Annotated in this window: 23 protein-coding genes and 1 tRNA gene; 12 read left to right on the plus strand and 12 right to left on the minus strand. The window is 68.6% G+C overall.

Annotated features, from left to right (window positions below; genetic code table 11):
* Nucleotides 1-36: 36 nt before the first annotated feature.
* Complete coding sequence (gene dprA, locus ACO2Q0_RS13000) at nt 37-1,128, minus strand: DNA-processing protein DprA (RefSeq protein WP_423351930.1); 1,092 nt, start codon at nt 1,126-1,128, stop codon at nt 37-39.
* Between the two features lie 10 nt (nt 1,129-1,138).
* Nucleotides 1,139-1,780: a glycerol-3-phosphate 1-O-acyltransferase PlsY gene (plsY, locus tag ACO2Q0_RS13005; protein ID WP_423351931.1), complete on the minus strand. Its 642-nt coding sequence runs from the start codon at nt 1,778-1,780 to the stop codon at nt 1,139-1,141.
* A 177-nt stretch (nt 1,781-1,957) separates the two neighbouring features.
* Here plsY and ACO2Q0_RS13010 point away from each other — a divergent pair, with 177 nt between their 5' ends.
* The gene (locus ACO2Q0_RS13010) at nt 1,958-2,329 is read left to right on the plus strand and encodes a cupin domain-containing protein (RefSeq protein WP_423351932.1); all 372 of its coding nucleotides are present in this window, start codon (nt 1,958-1,960) and stop codon (nt 2,327-2,329) included.
* On the opposite strand, the gene pyrC is transcribed toward ACO2Q0_RS13010, so the two are convergent.
* Together pyrC and ACO2Q0_RS13020 are read right to left on the minus strand one after the other, a co-directional pair.
* Complete coding sequence (gene pyrC / locus ACO2Q0_RS13015) at nt 2,326-3,621, minus strand: dihydroorotase (protein ID WP_423351933.1); 1,296 nt, start codon at nt 3,619-3,621, stop codon at nt 2,326-2,328. The two genes, ACO2Q0_RS13010 and pyrC, sit on opposite strands and share 4 nt — an antisense overlap.
* Nucleotides 3,618-4,598 carry an aspartate carbamoyltransferase catalytic subunit gene (locus tag ACO2Q0_RS13020; protein WP_423351934.1) on the minus strand — a complete coding sequence of 327 codons (981 nt, stop codon included), beginning with the start codon at nt 4,596-4,598 and terminating at the stop codon, nt 3,618-3,620. The genes pyrC and ACO2Q0_RS13020 overlap by 4 nt, the downstream gene beginning before the upstream one ends.
* A 79-nt stretch (nt 4,599-4,677) precedes the next feature.
* Between ACO2Q0_RS13020 and ACO2Q0_RS13025 the strand changes: the two genes are divergently transcribed.
* Nucleotides 4,678-5,187, plus strand: coding sequence for a DUF1993 domain-containing protein (locus tag ACO2Q0_RS13025; protein ID WP_423351935.1), 510 nt, complete (start codon nt 4,678-4,680; stop codon nt 5,185-5,187).
* Here the strand turns inward: ACO2Q0_RS13025 and ruvX are convergent.
* The gene (gene ruvX / locus ACO2Q0_RS13030; protein ID WP_423351936.1) at nt 5,184-5,654 is read right to left on the minus strand and encodes a Holliday junction resolvase RuvX; all 471 of its coding nucleotides are present in this window, start codon (nt 5,652-5,654) and stop codon (nt 5,184-5,186) included. The genes ACO2Q0_RS13025 and ruvX overlap by 4 nt on opposite strands.
* A 70-nt stretch (nt 5,655-5,724) precedes the next feature.
* Between ruvX and gatC the strand changes: the two genes are divergently transcribed.
* Both gatC and gatA read left to right on the plus strand, forming a co-directional pair.
* Nucleotides 5,725-6,012: an Asp-tRNA(Asn)/Glu-tRNA(Gln) amidotransferase subunit GatC gene (gene gatC / locus ACO2Q0_RS13035; RefSeq protein WP_423351937.1), complete on the plus strand. Its 288-nt coding sequence runs from the start codon at nt 5,725-5,727 to the stop codon at nt 6,010-6,012.
* A complete protein-coding gene (gene gatA, locus ACO2Q0_RS13040) occupies nt 6,012-7,484 on the plus strand; it encodes an Asp-tRNA(Asn)/Glu-tRNA(Gln) amidotransferase subunit GatA (RefSeq protein ID WP_423351938.1) in 1,473 nt (490 codons plus the stop codon). The genes gatC and gatA overlap by 1 nt, the downstream gene beginning before the upstream one ends.
* Nucleotides 7,485-7,539: 55 nt before the next feature.
* Here gatA and ACO2Q0_RS13045 read toward each other — a convergent pair whose 3' ends face one another.
* Entirely contained in the window at nt 7,540-7,857 is a 318-nt protein-coding gene (locus tag ACO2Q0_RS13045) for a hypothetical protein (protein WP_423351939.1), read from the minus strand.
* A 138-nt stretch (nt 7,858-7,995) separates the two neighbouring features.
* Here ACO2Q0_RS13045 and gatB point away from each other — a divergent pair, with 138 nt between their 5' ends.
* A complete protein-coding gene (gene gatB / locus ACO2Q0_RS13050) occupies nt 7,996-9,495 on the plus strand; it encodes an Asp-tRNA(Asn)/Glu-tRNA(Gln) amidotransferase subunit GatB (protein ID WP_423351940.1) in 1,500 nt (499 codons plus the stop codon).
* A gap of 6 nt (nt 9,496-9,501) precedes the next feature.
* On the opposite strand, the gene ACO2Q0_RS13055 is transcribed toward gatB, so the two are convergent.
* Nucleotides 9,502-9,939 carry an RcnB family protein gene (locus ACO2Q0_RS13055; protein WP_423351941.1) on the minus strand — a complete coding sequence of 146 codons (438 nt, stop codon included), beginning with the start codon at nt 9,937-9,939 and terminating at the stop codon, nt 9,502-9,504.
* 381 nt (nt 9,940-10,320) lie between these two features.
* Between ACO2Q0_RS13055 and ACO2Q0_RS13060 the strand changes: the two genes are divergently transcribed.
* The 3 genes from ACO2Q0_RS13060 (at nt 10,321) to ACO2Q0_RS13070 (ending at nt 13,910) form a co-directional block, all read left to right on the plus strand.
* On the plus strand, nt 10,321-10,593 hold the full coding sequence (locus ACO2Q0_RS13060; RefSeq protein ID WP_423351942.1) for a sel1 repeat family protein: 273 nt from the start codon (nt 10,321-10,323) through the stop codon (nt 10,591-10,593).
* Between the two features lie 109 nt (nt 10,594-10,702).
* Nucleotides 10,703-10,792: transfer RNA gene (locus tag ACO2Q0_RS13065), tRNA-Ser, on the plus strand.
* Nucleotides 10,793-10,946: 154 nt separating this feature from the next.
* Nucleotides 10,947-13,910 carry a TonB-dependent receptor plug domain-containing protein gene (locus ACO2Q0_RS13070; RefSeq protein WP_423351943.1) on the plus strand — a complete coding sequence of 988 codons (2,964 nt, stop codon included), beginning with the start codon at nt 10,947-10,949 and terminating at the stop codon, nt 13,908-13,910.
* A 54-nt stretch (nt 13,911-13,964) separates the two neighbouring features.
* Here the strand turns inward: ACO2Q0_RS13070 and ACO2Q0_RS13075 are convergent, their stop codons facing one another.
* A complete protein-coding gene (locus tag ACO2Q0_RS13075; protein WP_423351944.1) occupies nt 13,965-15,488 on the minus strand; it encodes a flavin-containing monooxygenase in 1,524 nt (507 codons plus the stop codon).
* A 218-nt stretch (nt 15,489-15,706) separates the two neighbouring features.
* On the opposite strand from ACO2Q0_RS13075, the gene ACO2Q0_RS13080 reads away from it, so the two are divergent.
* Nucleotides 15,707-17,194 (plus strand): flavin-containing monooxygenase, encoded by a 1,488-nt coding sequence (locus tag ACO2Q0_RS13080; RefSeq protein WP_423351945.1) that lies wholly within the window; start codon nt 15,707-15,709, stop codon nt 17,192-17,194.
* Nucleotides 17,195-17,215: 21 nt separating this feature from the next.
* Here the strand turns inward: ACO2Q0_RS13080 and ACO2Q0_RS13085 are convergent, their stop codons facing one another.
* On the minus strand, nt 17,216-17,440 hold the full coding sequence (locus tag ACO2Q0_RS13085; protein WP_423351946.1) for a hypothetical protein: 225 nt from the start codon (nt 17,438-17,440) through the stop codon (nt 17,216-17,218).
* Nucleotides 17,441-17,629: 189 nt separating this feature from the next.
* On the opposite strand from ACO2Q0_RS13085, the gene ACO2Q0_RS13090 reads away from it, so the two are divergent.
* Nucleotides 17,630-19,054, plus strand: coding sequence for an MFS transporter (locus ACO2Q0_RS13090; protein WP_423351947.1), 1,425 nt, complete (start codon nt 17,630-17,632; stop codon nt 19,052-19,054).
* Here ACO2Q0_RS13090 and ACO2Q0_RS13095 read toward each other — a convergent pair.
* Complete coding sequence (locus ACO2Q0_RS13095) at nt 19,051-20,610, minus strand: long-chain-fatty-acid--CoA ligase (RefSeq protein ID WP_423351948.1); 1,560 nt, start codon at nt 20,608-20,610, stop codon at nt 19,051-19,053. The genes ACO2Q0_RS13090 and ACO2Q0_RS13095 overlap by 4 nt on opposite strands.
* Before the next feature lie 175 nt (nt 20,611-20,785).
* Between ACO2Q0_RS13095 and ACO2Q0_RS13100 the strand changes: the two genes are divergently transcribed.
* A complete protein-coding gene (locus ACO2Q0_RS13100) occupies nt 20,786-22,513 on the plus strand; it encodes a CocE/NonD family hydrolase (protein ID WP_423351949.1) in 1,728 nt (575 codons plus the stop codon).
* A 19-nt stretch (nt 22,514-22,532) separates the two neighbouring features.
* Here ACO2Q0_RS13100 and ACO2Q0_RS13105 read toward each other — a convergent pair whose 3' ends face one another.
* The gene (locus ACO2Q0_RS13105) at nt 22,533-22,991 is read right to left on the minus strand and encodes a hypothetical protein (RefSeq protein ID WP_423351950.1); all 459 of its coding nucleotides are present in this window, start codon (nt 22,989-22,991) and stop codon (nt 22,533-22,535) included.
* Between the two features lie 132 nt (nt 22,992-23,123).
* Here ACO2Q0_RS13105 and ACO2Q0_RS13110 point away from each other — a divergent pair, with 132 nt between their 5' ends.
* Nucleotides 23,124-23,276: a hypothetical protein gene (locus ACO2Q0_RS13110; RefSeq protein WP_423351951.1), complete on the plus strand. Its 153-nt coding sequence runs from the start codon at nt 23,124-23,126 to the stop codon at nt 23,274-23,276.
* On the opposite strand, the gene ACO2Q0_RS13115 is transcribed toward ACO2Q0_RS13110, so the two are convergent.
* Complete coding sequence (locus ACO2Q0_RS13115; protein ID WP_423351952.1) at nt 23,273-23,812, minus strand: sigma-70 family RNA polymerase sigma factor; 540 nt, start codon at nt 23,810-23,812, stop codon at nt 23,273-23,275. The genes ACO2Q0_RS13110 and ACO2Q0_RS13115 overlap by 4 nt on opposite strands.
* Nucleotides 23,813-24,024 lie beyond the last annotated feature (212 nt).

Raw genomic sequence — 24,024 nt, forward strand, 5'->3', positions numbered from 1 at the left:
CGGGATGACGCGGATTCCGCGAGCCCCTTAAGGGGCTCATCCGCTTGAGACCATGCCGCCGGGCAGCAGTTCGGCCCGGCCGGCCAGCGACAGTTCCACCAGGGCGGCGAAGACGGCGGGCGCCGGCGCGGCGGCGGCGCGCACCAGTTCGTCCCGGCTGACGGGGGTCGGCGACAGCAGGTCGGCCACCCTGCGGATCAGCGCCGGATAGGGGTCGATGGGCGCCGGGCGATAGGCGGGCCGGTCCGGTTCGCGCAGGTCACGCAGGCCCTCCAGCGCCCGTAGCACGTCGTCCACGCCTTCGCACAACGCCGCGCCCTGGCGGATCAGGTCGTTGGCGCCCTTGGCGCGGGGATCCAGCGGCGAGCCCGGAACGGCCAGGACCTCGCGGCCCTGTTCGGCGGCGAGTCTTGCGGTGATCAGCGAGCCGGAGCGCAGCTCGGCCTCCACCACCACCACGGCGCGGGAGAGGCCGGCGATGATCCGGTTGCGGCGGGGGAAGTCGCGGGCGACGGCGGTGCGGCCGGGTTCGTTCTCCGAGACCACGCAGCCCTCGACGATCAGGCGCTCGTACAGCGGCCGGTGCTCGGGCGGATAGACGTCGTCGATCCCGCCGCCGAGGACCGCGACCGTTCCGAAGGGCAGGGCGCCCTCGTGGGCGGCGCCGTCGATGCCTCGGGCCATGCCGGAGACAACCACGTGGCCCGTCCTGCCGAGGTCGGCGGCGAGGCCCCGAGCGAACCGCTGTCCGGCCGCCGACGCTACTCGCGCGCCGACAACGGCGACGCACGGCCGCGCCAGCAGCTCAGCCTTCCCACGGACCCACAGCAGCGGCGGCGGCGGATCAAGCGCCGCGAGCGGCAAGGGGAAGTCGGCTTCACAGGATGCGATCAGGCGCGCCCCGAGCGCTGCGCCCGCCTCCAGTTCCGCGTCAGCCTGGGCTTCGCTCGGGATGCTGAGCGGCTTGATCCGCCCGCCGCGGCGGGCGAGGTCGGGCAGGGCGGCCAGCGCCAGGGCCGGCTCGCCGAAGCGGCCGATGAGCTGGTCGAAGGTGACCGCGCCCACGTTCTCGGTGCGGGCGAGCCTCAGCCAGTCGCGGCGCTGGGCGTCGGTGAGGCTGCGGATCAAGCGCCCCTCGTCATTCGGCCGTCTTCTTCGACCCGCCGATGCGCGGCTCCTCGCCCTTGAGCAGGCGGCGGATGTTCGGCGCGTGGCGGACGTAGATCAGGATCGCCATGAAGAGGGCCATCAGCGCGATCGGCTCGGGCCGCTTCACCAGGAAGACGAAGGCCGGCGCGAGCGCCACCGCGACAAGCGCCGCCAGCGAGGAGATGCGGAAGACGGCGGCGACGACCAGCCACGTCGCGCCCGCGAACACGCCGACGGGCCAGGCGGCGGCCAGCAGGGTGCCGAAGAAGGTCGCCACGCCCTTGCCGCCCTTGAAGCCCAGCCACACCGGGAACAGGTGGCCCAGGAAGGCGAAGGCGCCGGCGAGACCGGTGAGCGTCGCCTGGACCTCGACGGAGGCTTCGCGGGTCGCCAGCCACGCCAGCAAGACGGCGACCGCGCCCTTGCCGCCGTCGCCCAGCAGAGTGAGCAGCGCCAGGTCCTTGCGGCCGGTGCGCAGGACGTTCGTCGCTCCGATATTCCCCGAGCCGATCGAGCGCAGGTCGCCGGCGCCGCCCAGCTTGGTGGCGATCACCCCGAACGGGATCGACCCTAGCAGATAGCCGCCGATGACGGCCGCCGCGGTGAGGACAGGATTCAGAGACTCGAACATTCGGCGCTCCCCCAGTGCAGGACGGGAGTCCTAGCGGCCGGGCGCGCGAAGTCTAGGACAGCAAGCGTCGCAATGGAAACGAAAAGAGAACATCGCATCCAAGCCACTGTCGATCGAGCGGCCCTTGCCTCGCCGCACCTGAAGCGCAAGCTCGGTCGACGCGAAAGGGAGGCCGCTATGGACGACGCGAAGGCCTACGACATCGAGACCAGCATCCTCTTCGACCAGGGCCAGCATATCGACGTCGCCGCCGTGGCGGCCGCGCAGACGCCGTGGTGGAACCGGACCCTGACGGCGGTGAACGACTCCGTGGTGCGCCTGGGGGTGCTGGACGGCGACTTCCACTGGCACAAGCATGAGAACGAGGACGAGTTCTTCTACGTGGTGGAGGGGCAGCTCGACATCGAGCTCGAGGACGGCCGCACGGTAGTGCTGAAGCCGGGGCAGGCGCTGACCGTGCCGAAGGGCGTGATGCACTTCCCGAAGGCCCGCGGGCGCACGGTGATCCTGATGGTCGAGACGGCCAGCGTCGTGCCGACCGGCAACTAGACGGAGTAGACCGTGCGGCCGTCCACCACCGTCCGCAGCACCTTGCCCTGCAGGCGGCGGCCGTCGAAGGGCGAGTTCTTGGACTTCGACGTCAGCTTGTCGGCGTCGATCAGCACCGGGGCGTTCACGTCGCAGAGCACGAGGTCGGCCGGCGCGCCCTTGGCGATGCGGCCGCCGGGCAGGCCCAGCAGCTCGGCCGGAGCGGACGTGACGGTGCGGATCAGGTCGATCAAGCCGATCCGCTCGTCGTGGTGGAAGGCGAGAAGGGCGGCCAGCAGGGTCTCGAGGCCCACCGCGCCGGGCGCCGCCTCGTCGTAGGGCAGGCGCTTGTCCTCGGCCGGCGCGGGCGCATGGGCCGAGACGATCACCTTGATGAGCCCCGAGGCCACGGCGTCGACGACAGCCTGCCGGTCGTCCTCGCTGCGCAGCGGCGGGTCCAGCTTGCAGAAGGTGCGGTAGTCGCCGATGTCGAGTTCGTTGAACGACAGGTGGTTGATCGAGGTGGTGGCGGTGGCGTTCACGCCGCGCTTCACCGCCCGCTCGAAGCTCTCCAGCGCCGCCGCCGTGGTGAGCTGGTCGACGATCAGCGTGGCGCCGGTCACCTCGGCCAGCGCCAGGTCGCGCTCCAGCATGATCTTCTCGGCGATCGCCGGCACGTTCGGCAGGCCCATGCGGGCGGCGAACTCGCCGGAGGTTGCGGCGGCGCCTGCTGATAACCAGGGATCGGCCGGCCGGTGCGCCACCGGCGTGTCGAACGCCTTGGCGTAGCTCAGCACCCGCTGGAAGACCTTGGAGTTGGCGATCGGTCGGTCGGCGTCGGTCACATAGAGGCAGCCCGCCTCGCGCATCAGGCCGATCTCGGCCATCCGCTCACCCTGCGCGCCCTTGGTGGCGGCGCCGGCCGGATACACGTTGACCAGCTCGATGTCCCGCGCCCGGCGCAGGATGAAGTCCACCACCGAGGGCTCGTCGACCACGGGTGAGGTGTCGGGCTGGACGACGATGGTGGTGACGCCGCCGGCCGCCGCCGCGCGGCCCGCCGACTTCAGCGTCTCCTTGGTCTCGAAACCCGGTTCGCCGGTCTTCACCCGGATGTCGATGAGGCCGGGGATCAGCAGCTTGCCGCCGCCGTCGACGACTTCGACGTCACTTGAGAGGGCGCCAAGGCTTCCGCCCTGCGCGACGTCGGCGATCACGCCCTCGGTCAGCACCACGGCGCCGGGGCCGTCGTAGCCCGAGGCGGGGTCCACCAGCCGGACGTTGGTGAAGGCGAGGGGACGGCCGGCGCTCATCGGTCGTTCTCCAGCCGCGCCGAGAGCGAGGTCAGCACCGCCATGCGAGCGGCCACGCCCATCTCCACCTGGTCCTGGATCAGGCTCACCGACAGGTCGTCGGCGACGTCGGAGTCGATCTCGACGCCGCGGTTCATCGGGCCCGGGTGCATGACGCGCACATTGTCGGCCGCGAAGGCCAGCTTCTCGCGGTCCAGGCCGTAGAAGCGGAAGTACTCCCGCTGGGACGGCGCCATCACGCCGTCCATCCGCTCGAGCTGGAGGCGCAGCATCATCACCACGTCGCAGCCCGCGACGCCCTTGCGCATGTCGTGGAAGACTTCGACGTTCCAGCGGTGCGCGGCCGACGGGATCAGGGTCGGCGGGCCCACCAGCCGGACATGCGCGCCCAGCATCTGCAGCATGGCGATGTTCGACCGGGCGACGCGGCTGTGCAGGACGTCGCCGCAGATGGCCACCTTCAGCCCCGCGATGCGGCCGAAGGCGCGCCGCATGGAGAGCGCATCCAGCAGCGCCTGGGTCGGGTGCTCGTGCTGGCCGTCGCCGGCGTTGATCACCGAACAGCCGACCTTCTGGGACAGGAGGGAGGCCGCGCCGGATGACGAGTGGCGGATCACCAGCAGGTCGGGCTGCATCGCGTTCAGCGTCACCGCCGTGTCGATCAGGGTCTCGCCCTTGGCGATCGACGACGAGCGGGGGCTCATGTTGACGACGTCCGCGCCCAGCCGCTTGCCCGCCAGCTCGAAGGAGGACTGCGTCCGCGTCGAGTTCTCGAAGAACAGGTTCATCAGCGTCCGACCCTTCAGCAGGTCGAGCTTCTTCGAGGTCTGGCGATTGAGGCTGACGAAACCGTCGGCGAGGTCGAGGAGGTTGGCGACCTCCACCTCGTTCAGATCCGTGGCCGACAGGAAATGGCGTTGGGGGAAGGCGAAGGTCCGTTGCAGGACCTCGTTCAATCCGGGGGGCGCGCCGCTCATTAAAGCGCCCTCTTATTGGGCTTTCCGACCCGAGGGAAGGGCGCCATGCAGGGGGCGGGCGTCAAACCTGGGGGAAACCGTGACGATCAATCTCTACAGCTTCGTCGGCATGTACGACCGGACGCTGGGCACGCTGTCGCACCTGCTGAACAAGGGCGCCGAACACGCCAAGGCGACAGGCGCGTCCGAGGCGCAGATGCTGGACTGGCGGCTGATCGATGACATGCAGCCGCTGAGCTTCCAGGCGATGGTGGTGATCAACTTCACCCGCGCCTACCTGGCCCGTGCCATCGGGTCGGACGTTCCCGCGGAAGTGACCATGGATATGGATGTGGCGGGCTTCCAGGCGGCGATCGCCGACGCCAAGGCCTACCTCGCCGCACTGACGCCCGAGCAGTTCGCCGGCCGCGACGACGTTCCGCTCACGATCACCATCGGCAACGGGATGGAGCTGACCTTCCCGGCTGGCCAGTGGGTCAGCGTGTTCGCGACCACGAACATCTACTTCCACCTGTCCACCGCCTATGGGATCCTGCGGGCCAAGGGCGTGCAGATCGGCAAGCCGGATCTCTTCGCCGGCGGGCTCTAGGCGTTCCTCAGCCGGTCCAGAGCGCCTTGGAGGATCCAGGCGGCGGCCATCTTGTCGACCACGTCGGCGCGACGGGCGCGGGTCATGTCGGCCTCGCCGACGAGCATACGGTTCACCGCCATCGTCGACATCCGCTCGTCCCAGAAGGCGATGGTCAGATCGGGCCGCAGCCGCAGCAGGTTGCGGGCGAAGGCGCGATTGGATTGGCAGCGCACGCCCTCCGTGCCGTCCATGTTCACCGGCAGGCCGATGACGATCCCGCCCGCGTGGCGGCTCTCCATCAGCTTGAAGAGCGCATTGGCGTCGTCGGTGAACTTGGTCTTGCGGATCAGCTCCAGCGGGCTCGCCACCATGCGGGTCGCGTCCGAGACGGCGACGCCGATGGTCTTTTCGCCCAGGTCCAGGCCCACGAGCGGCGTGTTCTTCGGCGCGGTTGCGGGCAGTTCCAGGAGATCGATGACGGCCATCGGGCCGTCATAGCTTGCAAAATGCCGCGCCGCACGGCTAACCCACGCCTCTGAGTTCAAGGAGGGCCCCATGGCCATCGACGCCGCGACCGTACGCAAGGTCGCGAGGCTCGCGCGGATCGCCGAGCCGGAAGACCGACTGGAGCCGCTGGCCAAGGAGCTGTCCGGCATCCTGAACTGGATCGAGCAGCTCAACGAGGTCGACGTCGAGGGCGTCGAGCCGATGACCACGTCCGTGGAGACCGCGCTGCCGATGCGCGACGATGTCGTCACCGACGGCGGCGATCCGGCCAAGGTGCTGGCCAACGCGCCCAAGGCGAACAAGAACTTCTTCGTCGTGCCGAAGGTGGTCGAGTAATGGCCGAGCTCACCTCGCTGACGCTGAAGGCCGCCCTGGATGGGCTGGCGTCGAAGTCGTTTTCCGCCGTGGAGCTGACGCAGGCGCACGTCGAGGCCGTCGAGGCCGCCCGCGCGCTCAACGCCTATGTGGTCGAGACGCCCGAGAAGGCGCTCGAGATGGCCCGCGCCTCGGACGCGCGCCGCGCCCGCGGCGAAGCCGGACGCCTGGAGGGCGCGCCGCTCGGCATCAAGGACCTGTTCTGCACCGAAGGCGTCGAGTCGACCGCCGCCTCGAAGATCCTGCGGGGCTTCAAGCCGACGTATGAGTCCACCGTAAGCGCCAATCTGTGGCGCGACGGGGCGGTCATGCTGGGCAAGCTCAACATGGACGAGTTCGCTATGGGCTCGTCCAACGAAACCTCGGCCTGGGGCCCCGTGGCCAATCCCTGGCGGGCGGAGGGCGGCAACGCCAACCTGACACCCGGCGGCTCCTCGGGCGGCTCGGCGTCCGCCGTGGCTGCGGAGCTCTGCCTGGGCGCGACGGCCACCGACACCGGCGGCTCGATCCGCCAGCCGGCGGCGTTCACGGGCACCGTCGGCATCAAGCCGACCTACGGCCGCTGCTCGCGCTGGGGCATCGTGGCTTTCGCTTCGTCGCTCGACCAGGCCGGCCCGATGGCGCGGACCGTCGAGGACACGGCGATCCTGCTCACCTCCATGGCCGGCCACGACCCGAAGGACTCCACGAGCCTTCCGGTGGAAACGCCGGATTTCGCCAGCTTCTGCGGCAAGTCGGTGAAGGGTCTGCGGGTCGGCATCCCGAAGGAATATCGCGTCGACGGCATGCCGGCCGAGATCGAGAAGCTGTGGGAGCAGGGCATCGCCTGGCTGAAGGAGGCCGGCTGCGAGATCGTCGAGGTCAGCCTGCCGCACACGAAGTACGCCCTGCCGGCGTACTACATCATCGCCCCGGCGGAAGCGTCCTCGAACCTCGCCCGCTACGATGGGATGCGCTACGGCCTGCGGGTCGAGGGCGGCAACCTCACCGAGACCTATGAGAAGAGCCGGGCTGAGGGCTTCGGCGACGAGGTGAAGCGCCGGATCCTGATCGGCACCTATGTGCTGTCGGCCGGCTACTACGACGCCTACTACTTGAAGGCCCTGAAGGTCCGCCGGCGCATCGCCGACGACTTCGATCAGGCCTGGCAGAAGGTGGACGCGCTGTTGACGCCGACCGCGCCGTCCGCGGCCTTCGCCCTGGGCGAGAAGTCGGACGATCCGGTGGCGATGTACCTGAATGACATCTTCACGGTGACGGTGAACCTTGCCGGCCTGCCGGGGATGAGCGTTCCGGCCGGCGTCGACGCGGCCGGCCTGCCGCTGGGGCTGCAGCTCATCGGCCGCAACCTGGACGAGGGCACGCTGTTCTCGCTGGGCTCGGCCATCGAGAAGGCCGCAGACTTCAGGGCCAAGCCCAAGAAGTGGTGGTGACCTGAAAACAGAAACGCCCGCCGGACCGGCGGGCGTTTCGCTTTCAGGACCTGCCTTAGCTGATCTTGTCGAACTCGGCCTGGATTTCCTTGAGCTTGGCGTCGTCGATGGCGCCTTGGCTCATCGGGGCCACCTGGGCCAGGGTCATCGTGCCGATCTGGTCGTAATAGGCGGTGATGGCCGGAAGAGCCTTTTCGAGCGCCGCCTTGGCCTTCTCGTTCTTCACGATCTCGGCGATGGTGGTCGTCTCCACCGACAGCTTGCCCGCGGCGGCCGGAGCGGCGGCGGCGTGGTCGGCGTGATTGTGCTCCTGGGCGAGCGCGGGGCCCGCGACGAGCGCCGCGGCGACGGCGGCGAGAGCGATGGTCTTCATTTGGGTGGTCTTTCCCCCGGGAGGTTTCTCTGGACGCTGTATAGCGTCGCCCTAGCTTGAGGCCATTTCGTGACGTTTGCGCAAGGGGGAACGTGATCGCGCTTCACCTCGCGCGCGAGCGGCAGTAGGGAAGCGGCCATGAGCGAAACCGCCAACATCAAGCAGATCCAGGGCCGCACGGGCCCGTGGGAACTCGTCCTCGGCCTCGAGATCCACGCTCAGGTGTCTTCGAACGCCAAGCTGTTCTCGGGGGCCGCCGTGGGCTTCGGCGCGGGGCCGAACGAACAGGTGAGCCTGGTGGACGCAGCCATGCCCGGCATGCTGCCGGTGATCAACCGTCACTGCGTCGAACAAGCGGTCAAGGCGGGCCTCGGCCTGAAGGCGCAGATCAACCTGAAGAGCCGCTTCGCCCGGAAGAACTACTTCTATCCGGACCTGCCGCAGGGCTACCAGATCAGCCAGTTCGACCAGCCGATCGTGGGCGAGGGCGAGGTGCTCGTCGAGCGCGACGACGGCTCCACCTTCGCGGTGCGCATCGAGCGGCTGCACCTGGAGCAGGACGCCGGCAAGAGCCTGCACGACCAGGACCCTAACTTCACCTACGTCGACCTGAACCGCGCCGGCACGGCCCTGATGGAGATCGTGTCGCGACCCGACATGCGCTCGTCGGACGAGGCCGCGGCCTACGTGAAGAAGGTGCGCACCATCCTGATCTACCTGGGCGCCTGCGACGGCGACATGGAGAAGGGCAACCTGCGCGCCGACGTGAACGTCTCGGTCTGCCGCCCGGGCGCCTACGAGAAGTACCGCGAGACCGGCGACTTCAGCCATCTCGGCACCCGTTGCGAGATCAAGAACGTCAACTCGTTCCGCTTCATGCAGCAGGCGATCGAGTACGAGGCCCGCCGCCAGATCGAGATCATCGAGGAGGGCGGCGCGGTCGACCAGGAGACCCGGCTCTTCGATCCGAACAAGGGCGAGACCCGGTCGCTGCGCTCCAAGGAAGAGGCCCACGACTATCGCTACTTCCCCGACCCCGACCTGATGCCTCTGGTGCTGGATCCGGCGTGGGTGAAGGAGATCGAGGCGAAGCTTCCGGAACTCCCCGACGCCAAGAAGGCGCGCTTCCAGTCGCAATACGGCCTGTCGGCCTATGACGCCGGGGTCCTGATCGCCGAACAGGCCAAGGCCGACTTCTACGAGGCCGCCGCCAAGGGCCGCGACGCCAAGCTGGTCGCCAACTGGGTGACCAACGACCTGGCCGCGCGGCTGACCGCCGCGGGGCAGGACATCGCCGACAGCCCGATCTCGCCTTCGGCCATCGCCGAACTGGTGCAGCTCATCGAAGAGGGCGTGATCTCGTCCAAGATCGCCAAGGACGTCTTCGAACGGATGTGGGCCGGCGAGGGCTCGGCGTCGGAGATCGTCGAGAAGCAGGGCCTGAAGCAGGTCTCCGACACCGGCGCGCTGGAGAAGATCATCGACGACCTGATCGCCGCCAACCCTGACCAGGCCGCGGCCGTGAAGGACAAGCCCCAGGCCATCGGCTGGTTCGTGGGCCAGGTGATGAAGGCCACCCAGGGCAAGGCGAACCCAGGCGTGATCAACGGGCTGCTGAAGGCGAAGCTGGGGCTCTAGCCCCGGCTAATCCGGGATGACGTCGAAGATCCGGCCTTCACGGTCGGTGAGGACGAAGGCGTCGCCCATTCGCCTCCAGGCGTAGCCCGCGGGCGGCGGCCGCAGCCGATAGCGTGGATAGTCGGCGACCGGCGGACCGCGATATTCGGGCGGCAGGCGGCCGCCCGGTCGCGGCGCGTAGAAGCGGCCCGGCGGGCTATCGTCGTCCCGGCGCTCGTAACCGCGCCGTTCATAGCCGCGGCCTTCGTAGTTTCGACGCTCGTAGCCCCGGCCTTCCGGCGGGCCGCGACGCTCATAGCCCCGCTGGGCCTCGGCGCGGCCACGCCCCTGGCCATGACCGCCGCCCCGCCCCTGACCGTCCTTGGCGAACGCCAGATCGGCCGCAAAAGGCGAGGCTGCGACCGCCACGACGGCGGTGATAGCGAGGGTCAGGCGTTTGATCACGCCGGTGAGTCTCCGAGGTTTCTGCGATGTACGCCTTAACATGCTCGGGCGGTCGTGAACTGAGGCTGAACGCCGGTTCCAGCCCAACGCCGCCGACCGTCTAAAGCTCCGCTGCGGCGCCTTGCCACGGGCAAGGGCGAGGAGGTTCGCCGCCGGGCCGCCGTCAACGCCTCGTCGACGGAGGCCGAGGCGGCGCGCGGGCAACGCGGCCCTTAGTCCGAGACCCGCCAGTTGAAGCGGCGAATTCTAGCCGCTGATCTTGGATGAAGGCCGCACAACAGCCCGTTTAACCATGTGTTCAGCTTAACCTTGGTTTCCTCGCAGTCGTAAGCCGGAAGAGGGTTCGAAAACCGGACCCGCCGGCCGACAGGGACTAGGATCATGCTGGCGACCATGGAGATGAAGGGCGAAGGCCTGCCGCTCCCGAAGCCGGACGCGTCGGGCGACGAGCTGTTCCGCCTGGGCCTGCTGTACTCCACGGGCCAGGGCGGCGCGCCGCTGGACTACGTGTCGGCGCACATGCTGTTCAACCTCGCGGCGATGCGCGGCTCGATCGAAGCGAAGATCTACCGCAAGGAGCTCGCCGACGAGATGGCCTCCGACGAGGTCGCGGAGGCCCAGCGCCAGGCCCGCGAGTGGCTGGCCCAGGGCTAGGGCCCGCGTAAGCGGCGCAAGGTCAATTTGCTCTGCCAGACCCGCTAGGCAGAGCGACCTGCGTCCGCTAATAACCGCCCTCCGCGGGCGGTCTGCCGCCCGGCGTGCTGGTGACGTGGCCGAGTGGCTGAAGGCAACGGTTTGCTAAATCGTCATACGTGAAAGCGTATCGAGGGTTCGAATCCCTCCGTCACCGCCATCTCCTTCGCGCTCCGGGCGTCGCGGACACACTCCCCAACTTCCTCCGTCCACGCCGCAAGCGCCGCCTTGGCGCGACTCCGATGCGCCCATAGGCTGCCGATCAGGATTGCCGCACGGCGAAGCTGAGCCGTAGGCGCTGGGGAGATTCCATGATGTCGAAGATGCGTTCCGGCCTGCTGTGCGCCTCGGCGCTGGTCGGCATGATGTCGTTTGCGGCTCCGGCCGCGGCCCAGGACAGCGAAGTGGGCGAGGTGATCGTCACCGGCAGCCGCATCGCCCGCCAGGACTACGTATCGGAAAGCCCTGTGGTCACCCTGGGCCAGGAACAGATCGCCGCGACCGGCTCGGTGAACATCGAGACCAGCCTCAATCAGCTTCCGCAGTTCACGCCGTCGAACGGCGCGGGCACAAACACCACCAATTTCGTGGGCACCCCCGGGCAGGCCTACGCCAACCTGCGCGGGCTCGGTCCGACGCGCACCCTGGTGCTGGTCGACGGCCGCCGCGTGGTGGCCGGCAACCCGAACGCCGTGGTCGACCTCAACACCATACCGACGGCCCTGGTGGAGAGCGTCGAGACCATCACCGGGGGCGCCTCGGCCGTCTACGGCTCGGACGCCATCGCCGGCGTGGTCAACTTCAAGCTGCGGCGGAACCTCGAAGGCGGTCTCGTCGACATCCAGTACGGCCAGACGGGCGAGGAGGACGCCGCCCAGACCAGCATCTCGCTGGCCTACGGCTTCGACCTGGGCGGCCGCGGCAATCTCAGCCTGGCGGCCGGGTACGACAAGCGCGACGGGCTCACCGCCGCCGAGCGGCGCTGGTCGCGGGTGGGCTACACGGTGCTGACCACTGGTCTGACGCCGTCGGGCGCGGCGACCATCCTCGAAGGACGCTTCGATCCGGCCTCAAACGCGGGCGGAGCGGCGAACCTGCCCAGCCAGGCCGCGCTGGATGCGGTGTTCGCCCAGTACGGCGTCGCCCCGGGCATCGCCCGCAACTCGAACATCGGCTTCAACGCCGACGGCACGCTGTTCACCGCCTCCCCCGTGCGGAACTTCCGCGGCGACACCTCCGACCCCGGCTTCTCCGCCGCAAGCTACACCTTCAATTCGGCGGACTACCGATACCTATTCCTGCCGCTGGAGCGGATCTCGCTCTTCGCCAACGGCCGCTACGACCTGACCGACCGCATCGAGGCCTACGGCACGGCGAGCTACGTCACCTACGATGTGTCGCGCCAACTCGGCCCGGCCTCGGCCTCCGACGGCGCCTTCCCGGGCCCGGACATCGTCGTGCCCGTCACGAACCCCTTCATCCCGCAGGACCTGCGCACGCTGCTGGCGTCCCGCGCCAATCCCACCGCCGAGTTCTATCCCCGCCGGGCCTTCAGCGAGGTGGGCGGCCGTCTGTCGGAGAACACCTACGAGACCCTGCAACTCGTCGGCGGGCTCCGCGGCGACCTCGGGTTCAACGACTGGAAGTGGGACGTCTACGCCAGCTACGGCCGGATGGACCACACCGAGGACCAGCACGGCAACGTCAGCCGGGCGGCCATGCGCCAGCTCACCTTCGCTCCGGACGGCGGCGTGGCCATCTGCGGCGGCTTCGACATCTTTGGGGCAGGGCAGGTGAGCCCGGGCTGCGCGGCCTACATCGCCCGCGAGGTGAAGAACGACACCGAGATCCAGCAGCAGGTCTATGAGGCCAATCTCACCGGCACGCTGTTCGCGCTTCCGACCGGCGACCTGAAGTTCGCCGCCGGCGCCCAGTACCGGAAGGACGAGTTCGATTACCAGCCCGACCTGCTGCTGCAGGGCCCAGACATCGTGGGCTTCAACCCGGCCGTGCCGGTGAAGGGCGAGATCACGTCCAAGGAGCTCTATGGCGAGCTGCTGGTCCCGCTGCTTGCGCAAGACTGGGGCGTCGGCGAGCTGGAGGTGACGCTCGGCGGGCGGATGGCCGACTACAACACCGTCGGTACGACCTATGCTTACAAGGTCGACGGGACCTACAAGCCGTTCGCCGGCCTGCTGCTGCGCGGCGGCTACCAGCGAGCGGTCCGCGCGCCGAACATCGCCGAGCTGTTCTCGCCGCAGTCGCTGGGCTTCGCAGGCATCGGCACGCCGGGCGCGACCACGACGGCGGGCGACCCCTGTGACGTGCGGTCGTCGTTCCGCGCCGCCGGCAACCCGAACGCCGCCGCCATCCAGGCGCTGTGCCTGGCCCAGGGCGTGCCGTCGGCGATCATCGGCAGCTACAACCAGCCTTCGACCCAGGCCGAGATCCTGACCGGCGGCAATCCGGACCTGAAGGAGGAGACCTCCGACAGCTATACGGCCGGTCTCGTCTGGTCGCCGTCCGTGGACCAGCCGTTCTTCCGCCGCTTCCAGGTGGCGGTGGACTGGTACCGCATCAACCTCGACGATGTGGTGGGCACCCTGACGGTGCAGAACATCCTCGGCTCGTGCTTCAACACCGATGGCGCGAACCCGACCTTCTCCAACGACAACTTCTACTGCCAGCTCTTCGACCGGCTGCGCACGTCGGGCGCGATCACCAACGTCCAGCTCAACCAGATCAACCTGGCGGCCTGGAAGACCGAGGGTGTGGACGTCCAGGTCGACTGGGGCATGGAGCTGGCCGACCTGGGCGCGCCGGAGGCGGCGGGGCGGTTCGACGTAAACCTCGTCATGTCGCACCTGACCTCGTTCAAGAAGCAGGCGCGTCCGGGCGCGCCGTTCCTGCAGAACGGGGGCACGATCGGCGGCGACCTGTCGGGCGGCGCCTATCCGGAGTTCAAGTGGGTGGCGTCGTTCAGCTGGAGCGCCGGTCCGGTGCGCACCACCCTGCGCTGGCGGCACATCGACTCGATGCTCGACTTCCGGAACGTGCCGGTCTTCTCGCCCACGGCGGTCAATCCGAAGGCCTACAACGCGTATGACCTCGTGGGCTGGTGGGACGTGGACGAGCGCGTGACCGTGCGCGCCGGCGTGAACAACCTGTTCGACAAGAACCCGCCGCTGTTCACCAGCTACTCGAACTCCAACACGGACCCCTCGACCTACGACGTGCTGGGCCGCCGCTGGTTCATCGGCGTGCGGGCCAAGTTCTAGGACTGCGGTGCGAGGTCGGTTCTGCGCCGACCTCGCCCGTAGGAACTCGAGCCGCTAGGCGGCGCGCTCCGACGCCGTCGCGCCTTCGTAGCGGAAGGCCGGGTCATCCAGGTCGATGAGCGGCAGCTCGTCCTTCTCGCGCCAGTAGTCCTGGCTGTGCTGCCACTCGGGCTTGTCGCCGCGCCTGGGCAACAGGTGCATGGACCGCATGAGGTAGCCCGGGTTGAAGTTCTCCGGGTCGATCCACGGCTTCAGCGGCATGTCCGCGTCCTCGGGGCGCAGCGCCACCGTGACCTTCCGAACGCCCTTGCGGTCCATGTGCTGCAGCAGGCGGCAGACGAAGTCCGCGACCAGGTCGGCGCGTAGCGTCCAGCTTGCCCGGAAGTATCCGAACACCCAGACGAGGTTCGGCACGCCGGTGAACATCATCCCGCGATAGGTGACCGTATCGGCGAAGTTCAGCGCGCGTCCATCGATGCTGAAGGCGATGTCGCCCAGGACGTTCAGGTTGAAGCCGGTGGCGGTGATGATCACGTCCGCCTCGAGCTCTTCGCCGGATTTCAGCAGGATGCCGTTCGGCGTGAAGCGGTCGATGTGGTCGGTCACCACCGAGGCCTTGCCGCGGTTCACGCACTGGAACAGGTCGCCGTCGGGCACGAAGGCGATCCGCTGGCGCCACGGACGATAGCTGGGCGTGAAGTGCTGGGCCGTCAGTTCGGGCCCGACGAAGGCGCTGACGCCCGCCAGCAGCTCCTGCTTGACCGCCTCGGGTTCGCCGAATGCGCGGCGGGTGAACTGGTCCTGATCGTGCAACAGCTTGCGGCGGACGATCTCGTGGATCCAGCTCTCGTCGATCTTGAGTTCGCGCAGGGTGTCGGCGAGTTCGTTGGCGTTGCGACCCGGGATGAAATAGGTCGGCGAGCGCTGCAGGAGAGTGACGTGCCCGCAGCTGTCGGCGATAGCCGGGACCAGGGTGGCGGCCGTCGCGCCGGACCCGATCACCACGACCTTCTTGTCCGCCAGCTCCAGGTCGTCCGGCCAGGTCTGCGGGTGGACGATGCGGCCCTTGAACTCGGCCATGCCGGGCCACTTCGGCGTATAGCCTTCCGACTGGCGATAGTAGCCCTGGCACATCCAGAGGAAGTTGCAGGTGAAGGCCAGCGCCTCGCCGGTGTCGAGCCGCTCGGCCTCGACCGTCCAGAGGTTGTCGCGGCTCGACCAGGCGGCGGCCGTGATGCGGTGACGATAGCGGATGTGCGGCGCGAGATCGTTCTCCTCGATCACCTCGCCCATGTAGCTGAGGATCTCTTCGGCGGAGGCGATCGGCGGGCCGACCCAGGGCTTGAACCGGTAGCCGAACGTGTAGAGGTCGCTGTCCGAGCGGATACCGGGGTACTTGTGGGTGAGCCACGTGCCGCCGAAGCTCTCCAGGGCCTCCAGGACCACGAAGGTCTTGTCCGGGCACTGCTTCGTCATGTGGTAGGCGCCGCCAACGCCCGAGATGCCGGCCCCGACGATCAGAACGTCGAAATGCTCGGCTCCGGCGGCGGCGCGTGTGGTTTTGGCGGGGTAGCTCATGGCGGGTCTCCTCCGACGATGGCCGCGTTCTGGCGTCGCGGCGCAGCTGCGGCCGGCAGGATCAGACGGCCGCGCATTCGGGGATTTGATCCACATCAAGCCTAAGTGATCAACGATAACTTTTGTCCGCCGCCGCGGGGCGCCCGGCGTTTTCGGCTGGTACGTGAACGCCGTTCAGATATCTTGCCCGCCGGTAGCTGGAGCAGGTGGAAGCGTAGATGCCTCTGGAACACTTCGACGTGGTGATCGTGGGCGCGGGTCTGTCGGGCGTGGGCGCGGGTTACCACCTGCAGTCCGAGGCGCCGGACCGCAGCTATGTCATCCTCGAGGGCCGCGACGCCATCGGCGGCACCTGGGACCTGTTCCGCTATCCAGGCATCCGCTCGGACAGCGACATGTACACCCTGGGCTATGCCTTCAAGCCATGGACCGAGGCCAAGGCCATCGCCGACGGCCCCTCGATCCTGAAGTATGTCCGCCAGACCGCCGCCGAGCATGGCATCGACCGCCACATCCGCTTCGGCCATCTGGTGAAGAAGGCCTCCTGGTCGACCGAGGACGCGCTGTGGACCGTCGAGGCGAACCACGGCGGCCAGACCGTGCGCTTCACCTGCAGCTTCCTGTTCCTGTGCGGCGGCTACTATTCGTACGAAGGCGGCTACACGCCCGAATACCCTGGCCGGGATCGCTTCAAGGGCGCCTTCGTCCACCCGCAGCAGTGGCCGGAAGGCCTGGACTACAAGGGTAAGAACGTCGTGGTCATCGGCTCGGGCGCCACCGCGGTGACCCTGGTGCCCGAAATGGCGAGCGACGCCGCTCACGTCACCATGCTGCAGCGTTCGCCGACCTACGTGGTCTCGCGTCCGGCCGAGGACAAGTTGGCCAACAGTCTTCGTAAGTGGCTGCCGGGCAAATTGGCGTACGACATCATCCGTTGGCGGAACGTACTGTTCGGCATGTATTTCTTCCGGATGGCCCGCGAGAAGCCCGCGGCTGTGAAGGCCCGCATCCTGAAGATGGTGCGCGAGGAGCTTGGCCCGGACTACGACGTGGAGACCCACTTCACGCCCACCTACAATCCCTGGGACCAGCGCCTCTGCCTCGTCCCGGACTCCGACATGTTCAAGATGATCAAGTCGGGCGCCGCCTCGGTGGTGACCGACCACATCGAGACGTTCACGGAAGACGGGATCCGGCTGAAGTCGGGCCAGGAGTTGAAGGCCGACGTCGTCGTCTCGGCCACGGGCCTGGTGCTGGAGGTCTGGAACGGCGTCGAGATCGTCGTAGACGGCCGCCGTGTGGATGCGTCCCAGACGCTTTCCTACAAGGGCATGATGTACGAGGGCGTGCCGAACATGGCCTCGGCCTTCGGTTACACGAACGCCTCATGGACGCTGAAGTGCGACCTGACGTGCGAGTACGTGAGCCGGGTGCTCAACCATATGAAGCGCACCGGCCTGCGACAGGCGACGCCCGTGAACGACGACCCGACCGTCAAGCACGAGCCGTGGCTGGATTTCTCGTCCGGCTATGTGCAGCGCGCCATGGCCCGCTTCCCCAAGCAGGGAAACAAGGCGCCGTGGAAGCTCTACCAGAACTACGCCATGGACCTGATGGCGCTGCGCTACGGCAAGCTGGAGGACGGCGTGCTGCGGTTCGGCAATCCGGCCTCGGACGTCCGCGAGCCCGGCAGGCTCGCGGCCTAGAGCCGCGCCGGCCGGTCGAGGTCAGTAGGCGAAGCAGTCCGCCAGCGGGCGCTCGGCAGTGGGCAGGGGCGCTTCCGCGCCGCCGGCGCCGCCGCGCGGCCAGCGCGAGGTGACGAAGTGCCCTTCATCCGGATCGGGACCAGGGCGCGCCTTCGGTCGGCTGAGCTGAACCTTCAGGCGGGTGAGGAGATCGTCCAGGCTCTCGTCCGAGCCCGTCAGATCGGGTCTGAAACTGCGCTCGTGCATAGCGGCGTTATACGCCGATCGATTCGCGGATTCCAGCGTCGGCTTTACTTTATTTTCGGTTAAGTCAACGAGCTTCGCTGTCGCGGCCACGTAGAATTGCGGGGATAAATCGGCCCTCCCGGTCCCTGTTGCGGTTGACCGGCGACCATCCACCCGGGATACGCGAGCCCTCCTCAACGGTTGGGGCACATGCCGAAGCCGAACGCCGACACCGACGCGATCCTCGCCGAGCCCGCCGACGGTCTGCCTACCCCACGCCGCTACTGGGCGATGCTGAGCATCTGGCTGGCCATCGGCATGGCGGTGCTGGATGGGGCCATCGCCAATGTGGCGCTGCCGACCATCGCCCGGGAGCTCGACGCGACGGCGGCGGCGTCCATCTGGATCGTCAATGCCTACCAGCTCGCGATCACCGTGACGCTGCTGCCGTTGGCGGCCCTCGGCGACAGGCTCGGCTATCGACGAGTCTATATCTGCGGCCTGATCGTCTTCACCGTCGGCTCCCTGGCCTGCGCGCTGTCGCACAGCCTGCCGCAGCTCACGGCGGCTCGGGTGCTGCAGGGCCTGGGGGCGGGCGCGGTGATGAGCATCAACGCCGCGCTCGTCCGCTTCACCTATCCGAAGCGGCTGCTCGGCCGCGGCATCGGCGGCAACGCGGTGGTGATCTCCATCGCCGCGGCGGTGGGCCCGACCATCGCGGCCGCCGTCCTGGCGCGCGCGTCCTGGGAGTGGCTGTTCGCCATCAGCGTCCCGGTGGGCCTGCTGGCCATCGCCGTCGGCTCCTGCGCGTTGCCGAAGACGGTGGGCTCGGGCCGGCCGTTCGACGTGCTATCGGCGGTGCTGAACGCCCTGGCCTTCGGCTTCCTGATCCTCGGCGCCGAGAGCCTCGCGCGCGAGGGCTTCGCCGCCGGCCTTTGGAAGCTGACGGTGGGCGTGGTGGCCGCCGTGCTTCTGGTGCGCCGGGAGCTTGCCCGCGAGGCGCCGCTCGTGCCGTTCGACCTCCTCCGGATCCCGATCTTCGGCCTCTCGATCGCCACCTCGGTCGCCAGCTTCGCGGCCCAGATGATGGCCTTCGTGGCGCTGCCCTTCGCGTTCCAGGCGGTCCTCGGCCGCTCCGCGGTGGAGACCGGCCTGCTGATGACCCCGTGGCCGCTTGCCGTGGGCGTCGCCGCCCCGATCGCCGGACGGCTGTCCGACCGCTACTCGGCCGGCGCCCTCGGGGGCATAGGCTTGGCGGTTTTCTCGGCAGGGCTCTTGCTGCTGGCCTTGCTGAAGCCGGACGCCTCGAACCTGGACATCGCGTGGCGAATGGCGGTCTGCGGCCTGGGCTTCGGCTGCTTCCAGTCGCCCAACAACCGGACCCTCGTCAGCGCCGCGCCGGTGCACCGCAGCGGAGCAGCGGGCGGCATGCTGGCCACGGCGCGCCTCCTCGGCCAGACGACGGGGGCGGTCACGACCGCGGTGTTCTTCCACGCGGCCGGCGCCCAATCGGCCACGGCGGCGCTCGGGGCGGCCTCGGCCGTGGCGCTGGCGGCGGCGGCGGTCAGCCTGACGCGGCGGCGGATCGAACGCCGGCCGCCGGAGGAAGGTGTCGCGGAGACGACGGGCTTCTAGCCGACGTTGCGATCCAGGCCTTCCCAGTAGGGCTTGCGCAGTTCGCGCCGGAGGACCTTGCCCGAGGGATTGCGGGGCAGGGCGTCGATGAAATCCACGCTCTTCGGCGCCTTGTAGCCGGCGATCCGCTGGCGCGCCCAGGCGATGATGTCGGCGGGGTCCGGCTCCTCGCCGGGCTTCTTCACGCAGACCGCCTTCACGGCCTCGCCCCATTTGTCGTCGGGGACGCCGATGACCGCGGCGTCCGCCACGCCCGGACATCCCAGGATCGCGTTCTCCACCTCGGCCGGATAGACGTTCTCGCCGCCCGACACGATCATGTCCTTCAACCGGTCGTGGACGAAGAAGAAGCCGTCGTCGTTCATGAAGCCGGCGTCGCCGGTGCGCAGCCAGCCGTCTGGCCGGATGGTCTCGGCTGTGGCCTCGGGCCGGTTCCAGTAGCCGGCCATGATGATGGGCCCGCGGATCTCGATCTCGCCGATCTCGCCGGCCGGCAGTTCCTCGCCGGCCTCGTTGGCGACGCGCACGCCCAGTTGCGGCCAGGAGTGGCCACAGCTTCGGAAGAGTTCGCCCCGGTGATCGGCCGGGGAAAGCGTCGTACCCGCGCCGCAGGTCTCGGTCATGCCGTAGAACTGGATGAAGCCGCAGCCGAAGCGGTCGGTGGCGGCCTTCAGCACCGCCTCGGATATCGGCGAAGCGCCATAGGAAACGGTCTTCATCGCGCTGAAGTCGGTGGCTTCGATCCCTGGCGTCTGCAGCAGGACGTTGATCATCACCGGGGCCAGGAAGGTGTGGTTCACCCGTGCGCGCTCGATCGTCTCCAGGACCCGCGGCGGATCGAAGTCGGCCATCAGGACGATGCGGCCGCCGGACGCGAGACCTGAGAAGCTGATGTTGGTCCCGGCCACATGGAACAGGGGCATCAGGATCAGCACCGTGTCGTCCGCGTCGTAGGCAAAGCCCGGAACCTCGTAGCGGAGCTGCAGGAACGCGGCGTAGTTGCCGTGCGTCAGCCGCACGCCCTTGGGCAGGCCGGTGGTGCCCGAGGTGTAGAGCTGAAGGATATCGTCTTCGTGCGTGGGGCGGACGAGATCGGGAGCGGGCGCGGCGTCGCGCAAGGTTTCGAAGCTGTCGAAGCCCGGGTGGACGCCGCCAACCGCGATGACGCGGATCGGCCGGTCGATCTGGGCGACGACCGCTTCGGCGCAGGCGAAGAATTCGGGGCTCACGAAGAAGACGTCTGCGCCGGAGTCGTCCAGGATGAACGCGATTTCGGGCGGCGCGAGACGGGAGTTGATGGGGGCCAGGCACGCGCGCGCCTTGGCTGCGCCGAAGAAGATCTCGTACCACGCCTCGGAGGCGCGCCCCAGCCAGCCGACGCGATCGCCGGGCTTCACGCGGGCGGCCTGCAGCAGGCCCGCGACCTGATCCGATCGCCGGTCCAACTCGGCGTAGGTGAGCGTGCGGCCTTCGAACTCCACGGCGACGTGGTCGCCGCGGTTGGCGGCATGGACCGGCGGGATGTCGGTCAGAAGCTTGATGGATTCCTGGCTCATGCCGCTCGCGTCTCTCCCCGAAGGCGTGCCGGCGCACGGCCGCCTGTTCTTGGTTCGAAGGCTAATAGACGCTGCCGGTCTCGCCAACGTGTCGCTGCGGAAACGACGTGCGGGAACAGCCATGCTTAGATGCGCGGCAGCGGGCGCGAAGACTCGCCGGAGGGACGAGACGATCATGAAGCGGATGAACAGACTGGCCGTGGCCTCGGCGGCCCTGCTCCTCGCGGCGGGCGGCTTCGGCCCGGCCGCTTCCCAGGTTCGTGCGCCGGCGCAGGCTCAAGCCGAGACCGCCTGGCCCGGACTGCCGCCCGGCGCGGTCGAGGAGATGATGACGTTGCGCGACGGCGTCCGGCTGGCCGCCAATGTTTACAAGCCGCAAGGCAAGGGGCCCTGGCCGGTGGTTCTCAGCCGCACGCCCTATCTGAAGGACGGCCGCGTCACCGAGCAGACGCCGAACCCCGGCGCGGCGCTCGCCAAGGCCGCCAAGCGCTACACGGACGCGGGCTACGTCTATGTGCTGCAGGACGTGCGTGGGAAGGGGCGGTCGGAGGGCTTCTATTCCGCCTTCGAGAACGACATCGAGGACGGCTACGACGCGGTGGAATGGGCGGCCGCCCAACCGTGGAGCAACGGCAAGGTCGGGATGACCGGCGGCTCGGCGCTCGGCATCACCGCCAACTCCGCCGCCATGGCCGCGCCGCCGCACCTGAAGGCGGCCTACGTGGTGGTCGCCCCAGCCGACCGCCTCTCGTACAGCTATCCGGGCGGCGTGCTGAAGGAGAAGGACACCCTCGGCTGGATGAAGCAACAGGGCGTCTCGGACGAGGTGCTGGACAAGATGCGCGCCCGCTCCGTGGACGACGTGAGCTGGAACCGCGTCGCGATGACGACAAACCGCAAGTACATCCAGATCCCAATCTACAACGTCGGGGGCTGGTACGACATCTTCAACGGCGGCAGCGTCGACAACTTCCAATGGCTGCAGAACCACGGCGCCCAGGGCGCACGCGGCAACCAGAAGCTGACCATGGGGCCCTTCGGCCACGGCCAGCTTTCCGGCGATCTGGAATACCCCGGCAGTGACCGGCTGGCCCTGGGCGGCGACCAGGAGATCCGCTGGTTCGACTATTGGCTGAAGGGGATCGACAACGGCGTCATGGACGAGCCGCCGGTCCAGTACTTCATGATGGCGAGCGCGAAGAAGGGCGCCTATTCCCCCAAGAACCGGATGCTCGCCTCGGCCAACTGGCCGCCGGCCAATCGCGAGGTCCGCTACTACCTGACGCCGGACAAGGGCCTGACGACCCGGGCGCCTGCGGTCGAGGAGGCGAAGGCGGCCTACAAGTTCGACCCGAACAGGCCCGTCCCCACCTTCGGCGGCGCCAACCTGACCTTCGAGCGCGGGCCCATGGACCAGCGCGCCGTGGGCCAGCGGCAGGACTACCTGCGCTTCCAGACGCCGCCGCTCGACAAGGACGTGGCCATCGCCGGCCCGGTCTCGATGGAGCTGTGGGCCGCCACCGACGGCCCCGACACCGATTTCATGGTCAAGCTGGTGGACGTCTACCCCGACGGCTACGAGGCCCTGGTGCTGGATGCGCCGATCCGCGCCCGCTACCGCAACGGGCGCATGCCGGACGACATCCGCATGATGACGCCCGGCGCGCCCGAGAAGCTGGTGGTGGACCTTTGGCCGACGGCCCTGACCTTCGAGAAAGGGCATCGCATCGCGGTCCACGTGACCTCGTCGAATTCGCCCCGCTTCGAGGTCAATCCCAACAACGGCGAACTGCCGGGCCTGGGCAGGAAGAAGCCCCGGGTGGCGACCAACACCATCTACATGGACGCCACGCGGCCCTCGGCCGTCGTGCTGCCGGTGATCTATCCCGCCGACCTGAAGTAGCTGTGGCGCGGCCGGCGCATCACCGTCGGCCGCGTGACCGCCGATAGTCCTCGTCGTACTGCCGGCTGCGCCCGCGGCGCCATTCCTCGTACTCCCGGTCGTGCCGGCGCAGCTGTTCGTCGCGCCAGCTCAGGTACTCGGCGTCGACGTGGGGATGGTAGGCGTAGTCGTGCGGCGCGCCGAAGTCCTCGTAGCCGGAGATGTCGCGGTTCAGCTCGAGATCGCCATAGGGGCCGCCCTCTGCGCGCCAGCGCTCCCGGCCTTCGTCGCGAGGCCCTCGGCGGTCGTCTTCTCCCCGACCGTACTCGCCGCGATCGGCGTCGTAGCCGGACCCGTAGTTCGTCCGGTCCTGGTCGTAGAGCGAACCGTAGCGGTCGCGCCGCCAGGGCTCGTGCTCGCCTTCACCGTGACCACCCCGAAACGCGCGCGGTTCGCCGCCGCCGCTCCAGGCGTTGCGATGGTCATTGCGGTCCGCCATTTCGGGTCTCCTTCGGCTTGGGCTCGTGGCGCTAACCGGCGGCGCCGCGGCGCTGTTCCGCATTGTCGCACCCGGCTTGCGCGCACCTCGCCGTTCCGCCACTTCGCGCCGGACGACTGGCGGAAAGACATCATGCGCAAGCCCGAGAAGGCCGCAGCCCTCGACAAGGACCTGAAGGCGATGTTCCGCGCGCTGCACGGTCGCGCTCTGCCGGACCGCATCCGCTGCGTGGTGGATCAGGTGTTCTCCGAGGAACAGGCGGAGCCGGCGAAGAAGAGCGCCTAGGCGCTGCCCGCCGCGGTCATGGTCTCGAGCGCCATGACGTCGGTCGCGTCCTCGGCATCCATGATCTTCAGCAGCCGGGCCCTGGCGCGGTTCACGCGGCTCTTGATGGTGCCGAGCGCACAGCCGCAGATCTCGGCGGCCTCCTCGTAGGAGAGGCCCGCCGCGCCGACCAGGATCAGCGCCTCGCGGTGTTCGTCGGGAAGCTGTTGCAGCGCCGCCTGCAGCGTGCGCATCGCCACGCTCCAATCCTGGGTCGGCGGCGACTTCAGCGTGCTCGCGTACTCGCCCTGCTCGTCGCGGACCTCGCGCCGGCGGCGCAGCACGTTCGTGTAGTAGGTGTTGCGCAGGATCGTGAACAGCCAGGCCCGCAGGTTCGTCCCGGGCTCGAACTTGTCGCGGTTCGTCCAGGCCTTGATGAGGGTGTCCTGCACGAGGTCATCGGCGTCGGAGCCGTTGTGGCTCAGCGACCACGCGAACGCCCGCAGCGCAGGGATCAGGCCCACGACCTCGTCGCGCCAACTGGACGTCGAATCCATTGCTGTCCTCTTGGGGCCGGCGGCCGAGGCCGGTCTGTGCGCTAGCTTCGGGTTGGCCGGTTCAACGCGTCCCCTATGCATCTGTTCCGGGAACCCGAAGCCCGGAAAAGCCGACAGATTCCCGGAACTTCGCACCAATGCCGACGTTGCTGGCGGACGCCCAAGCTTCACAAAAGCTAGCGGCCTGCGTTGCCGCGGCGCGGCGTCGCACC

The organism is Phenylobacterium sp. VNQ135, from assembly GCF_049445735.1.
Classification (GTDB): Bacteria; Pseudomonadota; Alphaproteobacteria; order Caulobacterales; family Caulobacteraceae; genus Phenylobacterium.